The sequence below is a fragment of the Gracilibacillus boraciitolerans JCM 21714 genome (genome assembly GCF_000521485.1).
In the GTDB taxonomy this organism is placed as follows: Bacteria; Bacillota; Bacilli; order Bacillales; family Amphibacillaceae; genus Gracilibacillus; species Gracilibacillus boraciitolerans.
This window is the reverse complement of the sequence record NZ_BAVS01000019.1, coordinates 43,623-62,225: the sequence shown is the minus strand read 5'-3', so window position 1 is coordinate 62,225 and position 18,603 is coordinate 43,623. Positions and strand designations below refer to the sequence as shown.

Genomic DNA, 18,603 nt, shown 5'->3' with positions numbered 1-18,603 from the left:
ACATTATAAGTTATAAATATTGCAATCATCGCGATAAACGTCATGATCGCCATCACCTGATACATTGTTTGTGAACCGAAATGATCAAAAATAGCTCCACCAGTAGTTCCGCCAACTGCACCACCTAAACCAAAGCAAGTGGACATTAACAAGGCCTGTCCTGTACTTCTCAAGTGATTAGGTACATATTTTACAGCCGTTTGCAATGCTACTAACCAAAATAAACCAAAAGTAAGACCTTGAGAGATTTGGAAGAACACAATCCATTCAGCGGATTCAATAAATCCATATAAAAACCAGCGAATGGTGAAAAATAGCGCTACAATACCTAAGACAAATAAATGGTGAAATTGCATGATTCGCTGGCTCAAATAATAAAAAACAGGGACTTCACTAAATGCTGCCAATGCCCAGGCAGCACCGACCATAAAAGTGGTAGCACCTAAATTATCTAAATGTAGAACAAGCATGGTGTCATTCATTCTGTGAGGTATAATCACAAGCAAACATAAGAAAAGAAATACCATGAAGTTTTTGTTGGTTAGGACTTCTTTTACCCCGTTTATTGTGACTGGATCTGCTGAATGGTTATTATCTTTTAAAAATAATGTTAAGAAAATTAATGATAGAATTAATATCCAAAAGACGATATAAATGCGGTCAATTCCTATAATATCAAGTACAGGTCCAGATACCAACGCAGTGATCGCAAAACCTATAGACGCCCACAGACGAATTTTTCCGTATTCTCCTCTTCTTTTTACACCGAGGCTTTTAATCGCCATGCTATCAAGCAATGGTCCAGAAGGTGACATGACAAAATGGAATAATACAAAAGAGCTAAAGACAACAACAAATGAGGTGCTAAAAAAAATACTGACACTAACTGAAATGACCGCAAAGTATAGTAGAATTAATAAACCTTTTATTGTTTTATATTTATCACTGATATATCCAAAAAAAGGCTGTGCAATGATACTTACCATTGGTGCAATCCCTAGGATCGTTCCAATTTCAATGGAAGAAAAGCCTCGAAAGCTTAAAAATAAAGGTAAAAAAGGTAGTATAAGTCCTTTGTTACTAGCGTTAAAAAAAGTTAACGCTTTCAAAAACCTGATTTGTCGAGAGTTTGCCATAGAAGTTCATCCTTTTTTAATTTTTCATTATATTAATGTATCATAGAAAAAGAGGCTATACATTTTTTTTGCTTCAGACGACCTTGATTAACAAGTTAGAATAGGCTATGATAAATACGAACATACGATTGTGAAAAATAGAAATTGGTTGAAAGAGGAGAACATGATATGATTGCATATATAGAAGGTGAAATAAGGGAAATCACAGCACAAACGATGATCATTGATGTGCATGGAATAGGTTATGAAGTCATTTGTCCCAATCCATATCGTTTCCAGGCACAAATCGGTCAAAAACAAAAGGTGTTTACCTATCATTATGTGAGGGAAGATGCCCAAATTTTATATGGGTTTCAAGATCAAGAAGAAAAATCGCTTTTTTCTAAAATTTTAAATGTATCTGGTATCGGACCTAAGGGTGCCTTAGCGGTTTTAGCGACGTCTTCCGTTCAAGATTTTGTCGTAGCAATTGAACAAGAGGATGAAGAATTCTTAACAACTTTTCCAGGAGTTGGTAAGAAAACAGCCAGACAAATGATCTTAGATTTAAAAGGAAAATTACCTTTCGAATATCGAGAAGACCATTTAACCTCAAAAAATAACGCTGCAGGAAAAGATAATCACGCCTTACTGGAAGCAATTGAAGCTTTAAAATCACTTGGTTATTCGGAAAGGGAAATCTATCAAATTAAATTACAATTAGCACAAGAACAAAGTGATACAGCGGATACGTACATAAGAAAAGGTTTAGCCTTATTAATGAAATAAGGGTGAAAGGAGCTTGCTGATGGAAGAGCGAATTATTTCAGGAGAATTACAAGACGAAGAGATATCAGAAGAGCTCACTCTCCGTCCTCAGTTATTAAAACAATATATTGGACAACATAAGGCAAAAGAAAACTTATCGATTTTTATTGAGGCAGCAAAAATGCGTAACGAAGCGTTGGATCATGTGCTATTATACGGACCACCCGGATTAGGAAAAACCACAATGGCGCAAATCATTGCAAATGAAATGGGAGTTCAATTTAAACAAACCTCTGGACCGGCAATAGAACGTTCTGGTGATCTAGCTGCTATTTTATCGTCATTAGAGATTGGTGATGTGCTTTTCATCGATGAGATTCACCGTCTACCTCGAGCAGTTGAAGAAATTTTGTATCCGGCAATGGAGGATTTCTGTTTAGATATCGTAATTGGTCAAGGACCTAGTGCCCGATCTGTCCAGTTAGATCTGCCTCCTTTTACATTAGTAGGTGCCACGACAAGAGCAGGATTATTATCTGCACCTTTACGCGACCGCTTTGGTGTGTTAAGCCGGTTGGAATTTTATGAGGTAGTGGATTTATGTGCAATTGTTGAGCGTACGGCAGATATTTTTCAAGTGGAAATTGATAAATCTGCCGCCTTAGAAGTGGCAAGAAGATCAAGGGGGGGAACGCCTCGTATCGCAAATCGTCTTTTGAAAAGGGTTCGTGATATTTCACAAGTGAAGGGTGAATCCACCATTTCAATTGAAACGACGCAAAAAGCGTTAGAAATGCTGCAAGTTGACCAGGCAGGGTTAGATCATATCGATCATAAATTGCTGTTAGCTATGATGGATGGTTTTAGGGGTGGTCCAGTTGGTTTGGACACAATCGCTGCATCAATTGGTGAGGAATCCCAAACGATTGAGGATGTTTACGAGCCATATTTGCTTCAACAAGGGTTTATCCAACGAACACCGCGTGGTAGACTGGTGACACCAAAAGCATATGCTCATTTTGATCGGGAGGTGCCTCAGACTTGACGGAATTTGGCAAAATCTTTATTGTAATAGGGGTTGTCTTTATTATCGTTGGTCTGTTATGGGGGGTTTATCGGAAAGTTACCGGGGGGGGATATTAGCTTTAAAAAAGGCAATTTTTCCTTCCACTTTCCAATAATGACTTCAATAATTATAAGTATTATTTTAACCTTAATTTTTACCATAATCGGACGCTTAAAATAACTCCCGTTTTCATTAAAAAGATCGTTTTAAAACTAAACTGCGAAGTAACTGATTATTGTGAAAGTGTGTTAAGTGGAACCATTAGCTTCGTCCATTTACTTCGCTTTCCGCAGCACTGATTTTAATGTCATCTCAATGTTTTAAAACGAAGTATATAATAAGTTTTCACTAGTCCGCAGTTTGTGGCTACAATGATGTAGTATATTTTAATTGAAGACGTGTGAATAGAAGGAGTAGTAAAATGGAAATTGAAGATTTTGATTTTGAATTACCGGAAGAATTAATAGCACAAACACCCTTAAAAGATCGAGCAAGTTCACGGCTAATGAAATTAAATCGCGACAAACGGACGATTACCCATCATCATTTTTATGATATTGTGGATCTTCTGCATGCAGGTGATTGTCTCGTATTAAACGATACAAAAGTACTGCCAGCCAGATTATATGGCATTAAAGAAGATACAGACGCAAAAGTTGAAATCCTTTTACTAAAGCAGATCGAAAACGATGACTGGGAAGTATTAGCAAAACCGGCCAAAAAAATTCAGGAAGGTACACAAATTAGTTTCGGAAATGGAAAGCTAACAGCTACGTGTATCGAAATTAAAGAACATGGCGGACGAATATTACGCTTTAATTATCAAGGTATATTTTATGAGGTACTTGATCAATTAGGTGAAATGCCCTTACCACCATATATTAAAGAGCAACTTAAAGAAAAAGACCGTTATCAAACCGTCTATGCAAAAGAACAAGGGTCAGCCGCTGCCCCCCCAACAGCAGGTTTGCATTTTACCGAAGAGTTACTAGAGAAGCTTAAACAAAAGGGGGGGATAGAAATAGCTTTTATTACATTACATGTAGGTATAGGTACATTTCGTCCAGTGAGAGTCGATAATATTCAGGAACATGAAATGCATGCTGAATTTTATCAAATGACACAAAAAACTGCAGACCAGCTGAATGCAGTTAAAAACCGGGGGGAGATCGTATTATATCCGTAGGGACAACATCTATTCGTACATTAGAGACCATTGCAAGTGATACAGGTGGGACTTTTGAGGAACGAAATGGCTGGACAGATATATTTATTTATCCACCATATCAGTTTAAAGCAATTGATGGATTAATCACTAATTTTCATTTGCCTAAATCCACATTAATTATGCTTGTCAGTGCGCTAGCAGATCGAGATTTTATTTTGGAAGCCTATCATAAAGCAGTTGAGGAACGTTATCGATTTTTTAGTTTTGGTGACGCAATGCTGATTATATAAAGAAGGGAATACCATTATGACAGCAATTAGATACGAACATATAAAAACGTGCAAACAAACCGGCGCACGCTTAGGAAAAGTTCATACGCCACACGGATCCTTTGATACCCCCTGCATTTATGCCGGTTGGAACGCTGGCAACCGTAAAAACGATGAGCCAGAGGAATTAAAGGAAATGGGTGCGAATATAATTTTATCGAACACCTATCATTTATGGCTTCGACCTGGCGAAGAAATTGTCAAGGAAGCTGGAGGATTGCATCCATTTATGAATTGGGATGGTGCGATTCTTACTGATTCAGGTGGTTATCAAGTATTTAGTTTAAGTGACTTACGTAAAATAGAAGAAGAAGGTGTACATTTTCGTAACCACTTAAATGGTGAAAAACTATTTTTATCACCCGAAAAGGCAATTTATATTCAAAACGCACTTGGATCTGATATTATGATGGCATTAGATGAATGTCCCCCATTTCCAGCAGAACATGATTATATGAAAAAATCAGTTGAAAGAACAAGTCGTTGGGCAGAACGTTGTTTAAATGCACATCGTCAAACAGATACACAAGGATTGTTCGGAATTATTCAAGGTGGGGGGGAATATGAGGATTTACGCCGATTAAGTGCACAAGATTTAACCTCAATGGATTTTCCTGGCTATGCTATTGGTGGACTTTCTGTAGGAGAATCAAAAGATATCATGAATCGTGTGTTAGAATTTACTACGCCATTATTACCAGCTAACAAACCACGATATTTAATGGGAGTAGGTTCACCTGATTCATTGATAGATGGCGCTATACGTGGAATAGATATGTTTGACTGCGTATTACCTACAAGAATTGCTAGAAACGGGACATGTATGACATCTGAAGGTCGTTTAGTTGTTAGAAATGCAAAATTTGCTCGGGATTTTTCACCAATTGATCCAAATTGTGATTGTCATACATGTAAAAATTATTCTCGTGCCTATATTCGTCATCTCGTAAAAGCAAATGAAACATTTGGATTTAGACTTACTACTTATCATAATCTATATTTTCTGTTAAACTTAATGAAGCAAGTGCGTGAGGCGATTATGCAAGACCGACTTGGTGATTTTAAAGAAGTATTCTTTGAACAATATGGTTTTAATAAGCCGAATGCGAAGAACTTTTAAGAAAGGGGGAGAGTTTGATGGAAGCTTTAGCTACTTTTGCACCATTAATTTTGATGGTTGTGATTTTTTATTTTCTTTTAATTAGACCACAACAAAAGAAACAAAAGCAAGTACGTCAGATGCAATCAGATCTGAAAAAAGGTGATAAGATTGTGACAATTGGCGGTCTTCATGCTACTGTTCATGCAATTGATGAAGATAAAATCGTTTTAGCAACTGGTGAGGGTTCCAAACTTACATATGACCGTTCCGCGGTACGTGAAGTGACAGAACAACTTTAATAGGTAAAAAAACCATGGCATATCTATAAGTCATGGTTTTTTGTGTAAATAATTTGTGTAAATAAGATGTAATCAGGTTCCTGGTTTATCTTTATTAATTTGTGCTTTCTTTCTTAGAAGATAAATTTACGCCAATAATTCCTCCAATGATGGCAAGAAATAGGTATGCAAGATGATTAACTAATTCAATCACTGTAAACTCTATATGAAGTCCAAGAAATCGATAACAAAATAAGATAAAAGTGAATAGCAGGCTGGTAATACTCCCAACCAAGATTCCCTTATGTTTCGCCTTCAATCCAGCGATTAGTCCTCCAGTAAACAATGCTATGAAACTAATAAACAAGGTTGCCATTTCCAACGTAGACTCCCCAAGCGAAGTAAAGCGAAGTAAAATTGTCAAAATAATACTTGCAAGAAACAACACCACTACTATACCAATCCAACCGTACAAAACACTAATGAATGTTTTCAAAAGATCCACCCCCCAATTTGATATAAACACCTCTTTCATTATCTATGCATGTCCGAAAAGAAATAGAAGAATTGCTTTTCGAATAGTTATAAAAAAATTGAATATAGATGGTAATATAGCTTGTCAATCTATCTGTTAGTTAGAGAGGAGACCATCCATGTCTGTGATCATCTCAATTTCTGTGTTTGTTATTAGCTACATTTTTATTATTACTGAAAAAGTTAATCGAGCATTAGTTGCTCTTGCGGGAGGAGTGTTGCTATTACTAACAGGGGGGGTCTATGGCTGGGGAGGATGCTGTCACTTCTTATATAGATTGGAATACAGTAGCACTTTTGTTTGCCATGATGGTATTAGTTTCTATAACTAAAAAAACCGGTGTATTCAGTTATATAGCGCTTGGCTTAGCAAAATTAGTAAAAGGACAGCCTATTCCCTTATTGATTGGTATCGGGTTTTTAACAGCTTTAGGTTCTGCCTTACTCGACAATGTGACGACAGTTTTGCTATTTGTTCCTGTTATTCTGACACTGACAAGTTTATTACAATTACCCTCTTTTCCATATCTAGTTACTATTATTGTGATGGCAAATATAGGTGGTACTGCGACATTAATTGGTGATCCACCTAATATTATGATCGGGCAAGCTGTTCCACATTTAAACTTTCTATCTTTTTTACAACATACTGCCCCCCCAATTGCTCTCACACTATTTATTGTAGTTATCATTTTGCTGTGTATGGTATTTAGAAAACAATTGAAAAAAATTGATGAAGCTAATATCAAGGAATTAATGAAAATGAATGAATCAAGTTATTTAATAAAATCGCCTTTATTATTTCAATCTCTTTCGATTCTCCTATTAACGATTGTCGGCTTTTTATTACATCCTGTCTTTCATGTTGATTTAACCATCATTGCGCTTTCTGGAGCAATTTTATTGTTAATTATTAGTGAGAAAGAAGTGGAAGCAGAAAAAGTATTCGAGCAAGTAGAATGGGTGACATTATTTTTCTTTGTTGGACTATTCATGTTAGTTGGCGGCTTAGAAGAGGTAGGTGTCATTGATGAACTTGCTCGGTCGATCATGTGGTTAACGGAAGGTGACATGACGTACACAGCATTACTATTACTCTGGGTATCAGGTATTTTCTCGGGAATTATAGATAATATTCCATTTGTAGCAGCGATGATTCCTATAATTAAAGAATTTGAATCCTATGGCATGGCTAATCTGGATCCATTATGGTGGTCATTGGCTCTTGGAGCATGTTTAGGGGGGGAAATGGTACATTAATTGGAGCGTCCGCAAATGTAGTAGTGGCAGGATTGGCAGATGCTCAAAATAAACCGATTGGTTTCCTGAAGTTTATGCTATATGGAATCCCAATTGTGATTTTATCATTGATTATTACAACGATTTATATTTATTTTCGTTATTTATTACCGTTTCAACAACCGTTATAGGCATATTCCACTCGTCCTTGGGAAAACTAACTGTATCGTTTGTTTGAGGATGTGGCTGAGATGGAAATAGAGGAAATATATACGCTTATTTTTCGAACCGTATTTTATTATGGTGTCGTCGTCCTGATCTTTCGGTTAATGGGCAAACGAGAAGTTGGGGAGCTAAGCTTATTAGATATTGTCGTTTACATAATGATTGCAGAAATTGCTGTATTGACGATTGATGATTTAGATTTATTTTTTGGCTATGGGCTCATTCCTATGGTCTTATTATTGCTTATTCAGCGTTTAACGGCATGGATTTCGTTAAAAAGTCCCTTGTTCCGCACCTGGTTTGAAGGGAAACCTTCGATCATTATTGCACAAGGAAAAATAGATGAATATCAAATGAAAAAGAATCGATTTAATTTTGACGACCTTTTGCAGCAACTTCGAGAAAATGGTACTGAAAGTATTAAGGATGTGTCATATGCCATTTTAGAACCATCTGGTAAATTATCAATTATTGAAAAAGTAAATCAAAATAAAGTACAAGCAAAAATAAATGGACTTGTTTTGCCATTAATAGTAGATGGCAGAATACAATCAAAAGCTTTAGCAGAGTTAGGCAAAGATGAACAATGGTTAATAGCACAATTAGCAGAACGAGGCTATCATGATACCAAACAAGTCTCCTTCTGTTCGATAGACGTCAATGATGAATGGTACATCGATAAGAAAAATGAAAAATAACACACCAATTTGATGAGTTATTTTCTACGTAGTTGTTGAAGTTCATCTTTACTGATAAATTGAAGGCTGAATAGTAAAATGATATATCCGACAAATAGAAGGATAACCATAATAAAGAAGGAAATTATATTGGATATTTCAAAAGAGAAAATCTTAATTAATAGAATACCCAGCCAAAACGTTGAGAAAATTAATACCAGCATTTTTAAGAGCATTTTTAATGGAATGTAAAAATGAATCGCGCGATATAAAGTGATTAAGTGAAAAACAGTTCCAATAATTACACCGACACACATGGAAATGGCTGCACCATATATACCAATCTCAGGATTCGTAGTTAGAATAACCAAGAAGGCGAACTTAATCAAAGTGGCAATAATATTATTCCACATCGCTTGTTTAGCTAAATCTAGAGCCTGAAGCGACGCGTTTAAAGGAAATTGAATATACATGAAAAGAAAGCAAGGCGCCATAATTTTTAAAAACAGACTAGCACTCGTAGTTCCGTACATGTATTGTAAGATACTGTCCGCAAAAAGGGTGAGTAACACAGTTGCAATAGCGCCTGAAGCAAAGGAAAGACGAATGGCCTGATGCATTCGATAATGGATTAATTTCTTATGCTGATTAGCTTCTGCTTCACTAATATTGGGAACTAGTGCAATGGCAAGCGAATGTGTAATGAAGGTAGGTAAAAATAATAGTGGTAGAGCATATCCTGTTAATGCACCATATTGTTTCGTAGCCACGGTAGCTTGAAATCCTGCCAGTGCAAGACTTTGGGCAACTAAAATGGGCTCTAAAAAATTCGATATGGAATTGACCAGTCGGCTTGCTGTGCTGGGAATCGCAATGGAGAATAGTTGATGTAATGTTTCTTTTCCATTTGCAAGATATTGCCAAGCATTTTTTCTTAATTTGATCCGTTTTTTTAATTGGAACATTTTTAACATAAATAGTAAAGAGACAGCTTCTCCTAAGATAACAGCAACCATCGCACCTGCTGCAGCATATTCAATTCCGTATGGTATCAGCCAACTGACAAGTACAAAAATAAAGCCAATTCTGACTACCTGTTCAATTACCTGAGCGTAACTTTGAGGCTTCATATTCTGGCGTCCCTGAAAATAACCACGTATTACGGAGCCAACAGCACTTATAGGAATAATTGGTATAATTGCCATCATCGGATAAAAAACCCGCTTATCTGTTAATAAATGATTAGCAATATAGGGTATGATTAAATACATTAAAAAAGAAGATAGTATACTTAGACTAATCGTGATAGATAAAGAGATAATCAAAATTTGTTTGATTTTCTTCATATCTTTTTTTGCATCAGCTTCTGCCACACGTTTAGCAATGGCGATGGGAAGTCCAATTTGAGAAATAGTATACATTAAAAATAATGTTGCAAAGCCATATTATAGAGACCAATTCCTTCTTCCCCCCCCATTAATCTTGCCACAACAATTCTATTAATAAAACCTAAGAAGCGAGTAATCATTCCTGCGATAATTAATATAATGGTTCCTTTTAAAAAATTTTGTTTGGTCACTTTACTCGACCTACCTTCTCAAATGGAAAATTTTCATATACAATGAAGTATATGCATGATATGAGGACAAGCATGACAAATTGGGATAGATTTTTAGCAGCGGATGGAGGAAAGCATTATGACATATAAAAAAGTCGTTTCATTATGGAAGCAAGAGTTACAAAGTGTTTTGGATAGTAAAGTTAGCGAATTTAAACTACTAGAATATTCAAAAGCAACATCAGAGGATATTTGGGAATGCTTAATTAAAAAAGTATGGAAGGGAGATCCTGAAAAAGCGTTACATGAAGTAGTGCAGGATATTTTTCATTTGCCATCGAATATATATATGATGTATTTAACGCAACAGTCTTGGCAGGATAATAATTTGCAGGATTCACTAGATGCGTTGTTAGGGAAAAAATAAAAAGTTTCTTTCTTTGCTTGTCTATGTAATTATTTTTATAGTATGATATGTTTGTTGTGAAATTCTAGGGAGGCTTTACAGATGGTTAAAAGAGGAAGACTTGTTGCTTTTTTTCTAATTGTTTTGGTATTAGGAGCAACGATAGGAACAACCTATTCAGATATAGCGAATAAAATTAAACTTGGATTAGATTTACAAGGTGGCTTTGAAGTCTTGTATGATGTCGAACCTTTAGATGAAAGTCAAGAGGTTACCACAAACGTTCTAGAGGCGACAGTCGAGAATCTGGAGCGTCGTGTAAATGCGATCGGTATTAGTGAGCCAAATTTTAATATCGAAGAGCCGAATCGTATTCGCGTTCAGCTTGCTGGTGTTAAAGATCAAGAACAAGCACGTGAAATGCTTTCGACAACTGCTGAATTATCGTTTAGGGATGTAAACGGAAAAAAATATTTAGATGGCTCAGATATTAAAGAAGGTAGTGCAAGGCAAGACTTTCATCCTGATACAAACCAACCTATTGTCAGCGTGAAATTTAAAGATGCAGATGTCTTTGGTAACGCTACTGAAACTATATTAAATGATCCTGATTTACCAAATCAAATTGTGATCTGGCTGGATTACGAAGAAGGCGATACATACCGAGAAGAAATCAAAAAAGGGGAAGAATCAAAAGTAGTTTCTGCTCCAAATTTTGACAGTGTATTACGAACAACCGATATTATGATCGAAGGTAGTTTTGCAATCGAGGAAGCACAGCAGCTTGCTGCATTATTAAATGCAGGTTCTTTACCGGTAGATTTGCAGGAAGAGTATTCGAATTCTGTTGGCGCCCAGTTCGGTGCGCAGGCATTAGATAAAACGGTTTTTGCTGGTATGCTTGGTGTATTATTAATCTTTGCTTATATGATTTTTTATTACCGATTTCCAGGTGTAATTGCTGTAATAACATTAAGTATTTATGTTTATTTAGTATTATTAGTCTTCCAGCTGATGAACGGTGTGTTAACCTGCCGGGAATTGCTGCCCTTGTGCTAGGGGTTGGGATGGCTGTTGATGCCAACATTATAACTTATGAGCGAATAAAAGAGGAACTAAAAGAGGGTAAATCAGTGAAGGCAGCATTCAAAGCTGGTAATAAACATTCCTTATCTACCATTTTCGATGCGAATATTACTACTATGATAGCTGCAGGCGTATTATTTATTTTTGGTACAAGTTCTGTTAAAGGTTTTGCGACATTATTATTAGTTAGTATTATTTTAAGCTTTGTTACAGCTGTGTTTGGTTCCAGATTATTTTTAGGCCTATGGGTCAACAGTAATTTCTTGAATAAACGACAAGGCTGGTTTGGCGTCAAGCAAGAGCAAATTCTAGATATTAATAGTAAAGAAGAAATAGAGCCGACTATTTTTGGTCGTCAGTTTGACTTTGTTACACATCGCAAGAAATTTTTTCGGGTATCTATTGCTTTGGTCGTCATAGGTATTGCCTGTTTAGCTATTTTTAGATTGAACTTAGGAATTGATTTTACGGCTGGTTCAAGAGTTGAAATATTAGCGGATCAAGCCTTAACAACCGAAGAAATTGAAGATGGATTAGCTGATCTTGAATTAGAAGCAAGTGCTCCTATCGTTCTGTCTGGTGACAATCAAAATATTGCAGTAGCACGTTTTTCCAAGGAATTATCCCAAGAAAAGGTTGCTGAGGTACGAAATTATTTTGAAGATAAATATGGTAGTGCGCCGACTGTAAATACGGTGTCATCTGTCGTCGGGAAAGAGTTAGCCGAAAATGCGGTTTTAGCTGTTTTATATGCTTCGATTGGGATTATAATTTATGTTACGATCCGATTTGAATTCTACTCAGCTGTAACAGCCATTCTCGCTTTATTACACGATGCTTTCTTTATTCTTGCGTTGTTTAGTATTACAAGGCTGGAATTTGATATTACCATCATTGCTGCGATTTTAACGATTGTAGGTTATTCGATTAATGATACGATTGTAACCTTTGACCGAATTAGGGAAAATCTCAAGAAGAAGAAACAGGTACGTTCGTTTACTGAGTTAGCTAAAATTATTAATCATAGTTTGATGCAGACACTCTCAAGAAGTATTAATACCGTATTAACAGTTGTATTTGCTGCTGTTATGTTACTAATATTTGGTGCTTCTGCGATTACAAACTTTTCCTTTGCGCTAGTGGTTGGTTTAATTGCAGGTACGTATTCTTCCTTATTTATTGCTACACAGTTATGGTTAGTTTGGCGCAGTAAAACAATTAAAGAAAAAACCAATTGTCTATACCGAAAAAAAATATAACGACGGTCCTCAAGTATAATTTGTAAAACAGAGCATTAAGAATACCTTAATGCTCTGTTTTTATATTGGAAATATGATAATCGACATGGTTTATTGCATTCGCTATAATAGGTATAAGTATATAGAAGTTATCGAAGGAGGTATGCATATGAAAGGACAAACGTACATCATTTTAGCTGTGGTATTTGCGGTTATTATTGCCATTTTTGCTGTGATCAATGTTGATCCCGTGAAGGTAGATTATCTTTTTGGAAGTGGTCAGGCACCACTTATCCTTGTTATTTTATTTTCTGTGTTAATGGGTGTCATTATTACCGCTTCTGTAGGAGTTTTACGGGTAATTCGCTTGCAAAAACAATTAAAATCAGCAAATTCACAAATCAATACATTAAAAGCACAAGAAAAGACTGCAGTAGATGAAGAGATAGTATCTTCCGAAACAACTGATTTAGATGAAAATGACGAAACAGTAAAATAATACTGTTTGCTACCCTTGATACACTTTTGTATAATAAGTGAGTCAGGGGTGAATTTATGTTAGAAAGTCAATCAAAATGGATTTTTACATATAACGAATCAAATGCTGGAAATTTACAAGAGTTAGCAGATCTAAATGTTTCTCCGATAATCAAACAGATATTATTGAAAAGAGGAATGGATACTGCAGAAAAGGCTGATCAATTTTTACAACCTGAATTAAATCAATTACATGCAACCACAGCATTCTCAGATATCGATAAAGGCGTTAACAGAGTTAAAAAGGCGATTGAAGATGGCGAAAGTATTCTTGTTTATGGTGACTATGATGCAGATGGTGTTACATCCACCACGCTTATGGTGGAAGCATTACGAGAAAGTGGAGCAATGTGTGACTATTATATCCCTAATCGTTTTACAGAGGGATATGGACCAAATAAAGAGGCTTTTCGAGAAGCGCATCGTCAAGGTTCCAAGTGATTATTACGGTTGATAATGGAGTAGCAGGAGTAGAGGAAGTAGCAGTTGCGAATGAATTAGGAATCGATGTGATCATTACCGATCACCACGAAATGCAAGAAACCCTGCCTGATGCATATGCGATCATTCATCCAAAATGTTCTGATCAATATCCTTTTAAAGAATTAGCTGGAGTTGGTGTAGCGTTTAAATTTGCAGAGCATCTGTTAGGTTATTTCCCTAAACAATTTCTTGATTTGGTTGTCATTGGAACAATAGCCGATTTAGTGCCATTAATAGATGAAAATCGTATATTGGTGCACTATGGTTTGCAAGCATTGACCCGTTCAGAACGAAAAGGATTAAAAGCATTAAAGAAACTCTGCCAAATGGAAGGGAATGCAACTGAAGAGGATATTGGCTTTCGGATCGGTCCACGATTAAATGCCGTAGGACGCTTACAAGATGCAAATATAGCAGTCGATTTACTGTTAACAGATGACCCTCATGAAGCAGAGAAATTTGCCAACTATATCCAGGAATTGAATACAGAAAGGCAAAAGATTGTTGCGGATATTACCAAAGATGCGATTGAAATGTTCGAACAAACAGAAATAAATCAGAACGTAATTATTGTAGCAAAAGAAGGGTGGAACCAAGGTGTATTAGGTATTGTGGCATCTAAGTTAGTACAAACCTATTATCGACCTGCCATCGTCTTAACGATTGATCCTGATACGAATCAGGCAAAAGGATCAGCTAGAAGTATTGATGCCTTCGATATGTTTCATAATTGTATGCAGTATAAAGATTTATTTACTCACTTTGGTGGACATGCACAAGCAGCTGGAATGACGTTACCTAGCGAGAACATCGATTTATTACAACAAAAATTAGATGAAATTGCAAATGAGCAATTGACCAATGATGATTACCGTCCAGTGCTTCAAGTGAATGGTGAAATTATGATTTCGGATATCGATATGAAACTTTTAGAAACAATTGACCAGCTAGCACCATTTGGAATGGGAAATCCCAAACCACTCTTTCACTTAGAAGCAACACCATCTGATATAATACAAATTGGGGGGGCTACGAAAAATCACTTAAAAATGAAATTTGCTGAGGATGGTGTTCAGATTGACAGTATAGGATTTAATCTTGGTAGTAAATTTCCTTTACTGGCAAAACAGACACCGATCGAAGTGATAGGAGAACTTCAAGTCAATGAGTGGAATGGTATACGCAAACCACAAATAATGATAAAAGATGTTGCAGTGACCAGCTGGCAATTGTTTGATTTTAGAGGCTCAAATAATTGGAACAAGCAGATAGACAGTAATCAATCAAATCAATTTTTTGTTAGCTTTAACGGCATGGAGAGCAAAGATATTCCTATTTCTGATCTTGATACAATTTTATCAAATGAAAAATCGGTTGATAATTTATATTTATTAGACTTGCCTCGTTCAATAGGGGGGAAATCAGAAAATTGCTACAGGGAGTTGACTTCAAGCGGTTATTAGTTTGCTTTAAAACCAGTAGCAGTAATTATTTTCGCTCTTTACCGAACAGAGAAGAGTTTAAGTGGTTATATCAATCTCTGCTAACAAGGAAATATTTTGATTATAAAGTTGATGCTCCAAAACTGGCACAACATAAAGGCTGGAAATTAGAAAAAATTAAATTTATGTTCCAAGTATTTCATGAGCTTCATTTTGTGACACGTCAAAATGGTGTGATCATTCCCACAGATAATCCCTCGAAAAAGGATTTAACAGAAGCAGAAGTATATCAGGAACGAAAACAATCGATGGAATTAGAAGAATTGTTAATATATTCATCATATACACAATTAAAAGCATGGATATCTGAGCAAATGAAAGCTGAGATACCTGAGGAGGAAAAGATTTATGGATTATAAAAAGTACATTACAGTTGTTGAAGATTGGCCGAAAGAAGGAGTAAGATTTAAAGATATTACGACCTTAATGGATAATGGTCCCGCATATAAATCAGCAGTAGATGAAATTGTTACGTATGCAGAAACAAAGGAAATTGATTTGGTTGTTGGTCCGGAAGCGAGGGGTTTTATTGTTGGATGTCCTGTTTCATATGCATTAGAAATAGGATTTGCTCCGGTGCGTAAAGAAGGTAAACTTCCTCGAGAAGTTATCAAAGTAGACTACGGACTGGAATATGGTAAAAATGTTTTAACCATTCATAAGGATGCCATCAAACCTGGTCAACGAGTGCTTATAACAGATGATTTGTTAGCAACTGGTGGAACGATTGAAGCAACAATCAACCTTGTAGAACAATTGGGTGGAATCGTGGTAGGCTGTGCGTTCCTGATTGAATTAACTTACTTAAGTGGTCGTGATAAATTAGACGGCTACGATGTGTTGACATTAATGAAATACTAGGACAACACAGAGTGCTCAACTGAGTGCTCTGTTTTTTCATAATTGGAATCAAGTAAAAGTTTGAGACGTGCGTAGTGATTAGACTCCTTTATTTTGTCTAGATGTGTAAATTGTCGAGAAATGTAACTTAAAATAAGGAAATGTTAGAAGTTATTTGATATGATAGATAAAACACTTACTGTACAGTAAAGTGGGAAAGTCTAATGATAAAAGGTGATTACATGCCAAAAGATAAAATATTAACGCCTGAAGAGGTATTTGAAAAAGCAAAAAGCTACCTTAACGATGACGATATATCCTTTATTAAATATGCTTATCAATACGCCGAAGAGGCACATGAGGGGGGGCAATATCGTAAATCTGGTGAACCATACATTATACATCCAGTACAGGTTGCTGGAATACTGCTGGATTTAAGATTAGATCCTGAGACAATTGCCAGTGGATTTTTACATGATGTTGTGGAAGATACATCGGTAACCTTTAAAGATATAGAAACAGAATTTAGTGAAGAAGTCGCCATGCTGGTTGATGGGGGGGTAACCAAACTAGGTAAAATAAAATATATGTCAAAAGAAGAACAACAGGCAGAGAATCATCGGAAAATGTTTATAGCTATGGCGAAAGATATTCGTGTAATTTTGATTAAGTTAGCAGATCGCTTACACAATATGCGTACGTTAACACATTTACCCGCTGAGAAACAACGACGTATTTCTAATGAAACTTTAGAGATTTTCGCTCCATTAGCCAATCGATTAGGGATTTCTGCTATCAAGTGGGAATTAGAGGATACTGCACTGCGTTATTTAAACCCACAGCAGTATTATCGTATTGTGCATTTAATGAAACAGAAGCGTGAAGAACGGGTCCATTATATTGAAGAAGTAATGAATGAAGTGAAAAAACAACTGAAAGAAGTCCATATCGATGCGGAATTTGCAGGTAGACCAAAACATCTGTATAGTATTTACCGGAAAATGATGCTTCAGAAAAAGCAATTCAATGAAATATATGACCTTTTAGCAGTTAGGATTATTGTCTCAAGTATAAAGGATTGTTATGCTGTTTTAGGAATTATTCACACGTGCTGGAAGCCAATGCCAGGCCGTTTTAAAGATTATATTGCGATGCCAAAGCCGAACTTCTATCAATCTCTTCATACCACAGTGATAGGTCCAAAAGGCGCTCCATTAGAGGTGCAGATTCGTACGAAAGAAATGCATGAAATTGCTGAATATGGAATTGCTGCCCATTGGCTTATAAAGAAGGAAAATCAGTTAATCCATCCCAGCAATCCAATGAGGACCGGCTTGCATGGTTTCGTGAGATATTGGAATGGCAAAAAGAAGCAAATGATGCCGAAGAGTTTATGGAATCACTAAAAGTAGATCTATTTTCAGATATGGTTTATGTATTTACACCAAAAGGCGATGTTATTGAACTACCGAGAGGTTCGGTTCCCATTGATTTTGCCTATAAAATTCATACAGAAGTTGGAAATCATTCAATTGGAGCTAAAATAAATGGCAAAATGGAGCCACTTGATTACCAATTGAAAAATGGTGATATCGTTGAAATGATGACATCGAAACACTCTTATGGTCCTTCACAAGATTGGTTAAAGATGACACAGACCTCTCAAGCTAAAAATAAAATAAAACAATTCTTCAAAAAGCAACGTCGTGATGAAAATGTAATAAAAGGACGCGAAATGGTTGAGGCAGAGATCAGACAAGCAGGATTCACACCAAAAGATGTGTTAACAGAAGAGAATGTTGTGATCGTTTTAGAGAAATTTAACTTCAGTTCAGAAGAAGATATGTTTGCGGCAGTCGGTTATCATGGGATTACTCCTGCACAAATTGTTACCCGTTTAACAGAAAAGATTCGGGCACAACAAGAAAAGAATAAAAATATTGCAGAAAAAATAGAAGAAGTAAATGCAAGTGGTCAGTCGATCAGGAAGAAGTCCAAGCGAGATTCTGGCGTTCGTGTTGAAGGTGTTGACAACATGTTAATACGATTGTCAAAGTGTTGCAATCCAGTTCCTGGAGATGAAATTATAGGATATATCACGAAAGGGCGAGGGGTTTCTGTTCATCGTAAGGATTGTCCAAATGTGCAACCAAAAGATGCTGAAAACCGTTTAATTTTTGTGGAATGGGAAAACGATGTATCTGAATCAAAGTCATACCATGTTGATCTTGAGATTTCAGGTTTCGATCGCCGTGGGTTATTAAATGATGTATTACAAGTGATCAATGAATCAAAGACAAATATAATTGCTGTAAGTGGCAAGTCGGATCGTAATAAGATTGCACTTATTCATGTCTCAATTTTAATCCATAATATTAACCATTTGCGACGTATCGTAGAACGACTGAAGCAGATTCAGGATGTCTATACCGTTGAACGAACAATTCAGTAA

13 protein-coding genes and 6 pseudogenes are annotated in these 18,603 nt (G+C 36.1%); 16 read left to right on the top strand and 3 right to left on the bottom strand.

What is annotated here, in order from left to right; translation table 11 throughout:
* The coding region (locus JCM21714_RS12135; protein ID WP_035724686.1) for an MFS transporter at nt 1-1,136 on the bottom strand (1,136 nt) is incomplete at its 3' end.
* A gap of 168 nt (nt 1,137-1,304) precedes the next feature.
* Between JCM21714_RS12135 and ruvA the strand changes: the two genes are divergently transcribed.
* From ruvA to yajC, 6 genes and pseudogenes are all read left to right on the top strand, one after another.
* Nucleotides 1,305-1,904: a Holliday junction branch migration protein RuvA gene (gene ruvA, locus JCM21714_RS12130; protein WP_035724683.1), complete on the top strand. Its 600-nt coding sequence runs from the start codon at nt 1,305-1,307 to the stop codon at nt 1,902-1,904.
* 19 nt (nt 1,905-1,923) lie between these two features.
* Entirely contained in the window at nt 1,924-2,928 is a 1,005-nt protein-coding gene (gene ruvB / locus JCM21714_RS12125; protein WP_035724681.1) for a Holliday junction branch migration DNA helicase RuvB, read from the top strand.
* Nucleotides 2,925-3,129 (top strand): annotated as a pseudogene (locus JCM21714_RS19330) (DUF2905 family protein). The gene ruvB and the pseudogene JCM21714_RS19330 overlap by 4 nt, the downstream one beginning before the upstream one ends.
* 241 nt (nt 3,130-3,370) lie before the next feature.
* Nucleotides 3,371-4,407, top strand: a pseudogene (gene queA, locus JCM21714_RS12120) (tRNA preQ1(34) S-adenosylmethionine ribosyltransferase-isomerase QueA).
* Nucleotides 4,408-4,423: 16 nt separating this feature from the next.
* Complete coding sequence (tgt, locus tag JCM21714_RS12115) at nt 4,424-5,566, top strand: tRNA guanosine(34) transglycosylase Tgt (RefSeq protein WP_158413508.1); 1,143 nt, start codon at nt 4,424-4,426, stop codon at nt 5,564-5,566.
* Nucleotides 5,567-5,583: 17 nt separating this feature from the next.
* A complete protein-coding gene (gene yajC / locus JCM21714_RS12110; protein WP_035724678.1) occupies nt 5,584-5,847 on the top strand; it encodes a preprotein translocase subunit YajC in 264 nt (87 codons plus the stop codon).
* A 94-nt stretch (nt 5,848-5,941) separates the two neighbouring features.
* On the opposite strand, the gene JCM21714_RS12105 is transcribed toward yajC, so the two are convergent.
* A complete protein-coding gene (locus JCM21714_RS12105) occupies nt 5,942-6,322 on the bottom strand; it encodes a TIGR04086 family membrane protein (protein WP_035724676.1) in 381 nt (126 codons plus the stop codon).
* A gap of 157 nt (nt 6,323-6,479) precedes the next feature.
* Here JCM21714_RS12105 and JCM21714_RS12100 point away from each other — a divergent pair.
* Nucleotides 6,480-7,790 (top strand): annotated as a pseudogene (locus JCM21714_RS12100) (ArsB/NhaD family transporter).
* Nucleotides 7,791-7,850: 60 nt separating this feature from the next.
* Nucleotides 7,851-8,522 (top strand): DUF421 domain-containing protein, encoded by a 672-nt coding sequence (locus JCM21714_RS12095; RefSeq protein ID WP_439644462.1) that lies wholly within the window; start codon nt 7,851-7,853, stop codon nt 8,520-8,522.
* A 17-nt stretch (nt 8,523-8,539) separates the two neighbouring features.
* Here the strand turns inward: JCM21714_RS12095 and spoVB are convergent.
* Nucleotides 8,540-10,029 (bottom strand): annotated as a pseudogene (gene spoVB, locus JCM21714_RS12090) (stage V sporulation protein B).
* 169 nt (nt 10,030-10,198) lie between these two features.
* On the opposite strand from spoVB, the gene JCM21714_RS12085 reads away from it, so the two are divergent.
* The 8 genes and pseudogenes from JCM21714_RS12085 to JCM21714_RS12060 all read left to right on the top strand — a co-directional run bounded on the left by JCM21714_RS12085 (nt 10,199) and on the right by JCM21714_RS12060 (nt 18,603).
* A complete protein-coding gene (locus tag JCM21714_RS12085) occupies nt 10,199-10,486 on the top strand; it encodes a post-transcriptional regulator (RefSeq protein WP_035724674.1) in 288 nt (95 codons plus the stop codon).
* Between the two features lie 81 nt (nt 10,487-10,567).
* Nucleotides 10,568-12,829 (top strand): annotated as a pseudogene (gene secDF / locus JCM21714_RS12080) (protein translocase subunit SecDF).
* A gap of 129 nt (nt 12,830-12,958) precedes the next feature.
* A complete protein-coding gene (locus tag JCM21714_RS12075) occupies nt 12,959-13,288 on the top strand; it encodes a LapA family protein (protein WP_035724672.1) in 330 nt (109 codons plus the stop codon).
* Between the two features lie 56 nt (nt 13,289-13,344).
* Nucleotides 13,345-13,767 carry a DHH family phosphoesterase gene (locus JCM21714_RS24225; RefSeq protein ID WP_369403578.1) on the top strand — a complete coding sequence of 141 codons (423 nt, stop codon included), beginning with the start codon at nt 13,345-13,347 and terminating at the stop codon, nt 13,765-13,767.
* Nucleotides 13,764-15,272: a single-stranded-DNA-specific exonuclease RecJ gene (gene recJ, locus JCM21714_RS24220; RefSeq protein ID WP_369403577.1), complete on the top strand. Its 1,509-nt coding sequence runs from the start codon at nt 13,764-13,766 to the stop codon at nt 15,270-15,272. Before JCM21714_RS24225 ends, recJ begins: the two co-directional genes overlap by 4 nt.
* Nucleotides 15,239-15,670, top strand: a complete 432-nt coding sequence (locus JCM21714_RS24215; RefSeq protein WP_369403576.1) for a single-stranded-DNA-specific exonuclease C-terminal domain-containing protein — start codon at nt 15,239-15,241, stop codon at nt 15,668-15,670. Before recJ ends, JCM21714_RS24215 begins: the two co-directional genes overlap by 34 nt.
* Nucleotides 15,660-16,172, top strand: coding sequence for an adenine phosphoribosyltransferase (locus JCM21714_RS12065; RefSeq protein WP_035724669.1), 513 nt, complete (start codon nt 15,660-15,662; stop codon nt 16,170-16,172). The genes JCM21714_RS24215 and JCM21714_RS12065 overlap by 11 nt, the downstream gene beginning before the upstream one ends.
* A gap of 221 nt (nt 16,173-16,393) precedes the next feature.
* Nucleotides 16,394-18,603 (top strand): annotated as a pseudogene (locus JCM21714_RS12060) (RelA/SpoT family protein).

What these genes read in the sequence shown, in the direction of transcription:
- JCM21714_RS12085 (WP_035724674.1), top strand. Translation starts at nt 10,199, where the DNA reads ATGACATATAAAAAAGTCGTTTCATTATGGAAGCAAGAGTTACAAAGT.
- JCM21714_RS24225 (WP_369403578.1), top strand. Translation starts at nt 13,345, where the DNA reads ATGTTAGAAAGTCAATCAAAATGGATTTTTACATATAACGAATCAAAT.
- JCM21714_RS12065 (WP_035724669.1), top strand. Translation starts at nt 15,660, where the DNA reads ATGGATTATAAAAAGTACATTACAGTTGTTGAAGATTGGCCGAAAGAA.
- ruvB (WP_035724681.1), top strand. Translation starts at nt 1,924, where the DNA reads ATGGAAGAGCGAATTATTTCAGGAGAATTACAAGACGAAGAGATATCA.
- JCM21714_RS12075 (WP_035724672.1), top strand. Translation starts at nt 12,959, where the DNA reads ATGAAAGGACAAACGTACATCATTTTAGCTGTGGTATTTGCGGTTATT.
- ruvA (WP_035724683.1), top strand. Translation starts at nt 1,305, where the DNA reads ATGATTGCATATATAGAAGGTGAAATAAGGGAAATCACAGCACAAACG.
- yajC (WP_035724678.1), top strand. Translation starts at nt 5,584, where the DNA reads ATGGAAGCTTTAGCTACTTTTGCACCATTAATTTTGATGGTTGTGATT.
- tgt (WP_158413508.1), top strand. Translation starts at nt 4,424, where the DNA reads ATGACAGCAATTAGATACGAACATATAAAAACGTGCAAACAAACCGGC.
- JCM21714_RS12095 (WP_439644462.1), top strand. Translation starts at nt 7,851, where the DNA reads ATGGAAATAGAGGAAATATATACGCTTATTTTTCGAACCGTATTTTAT.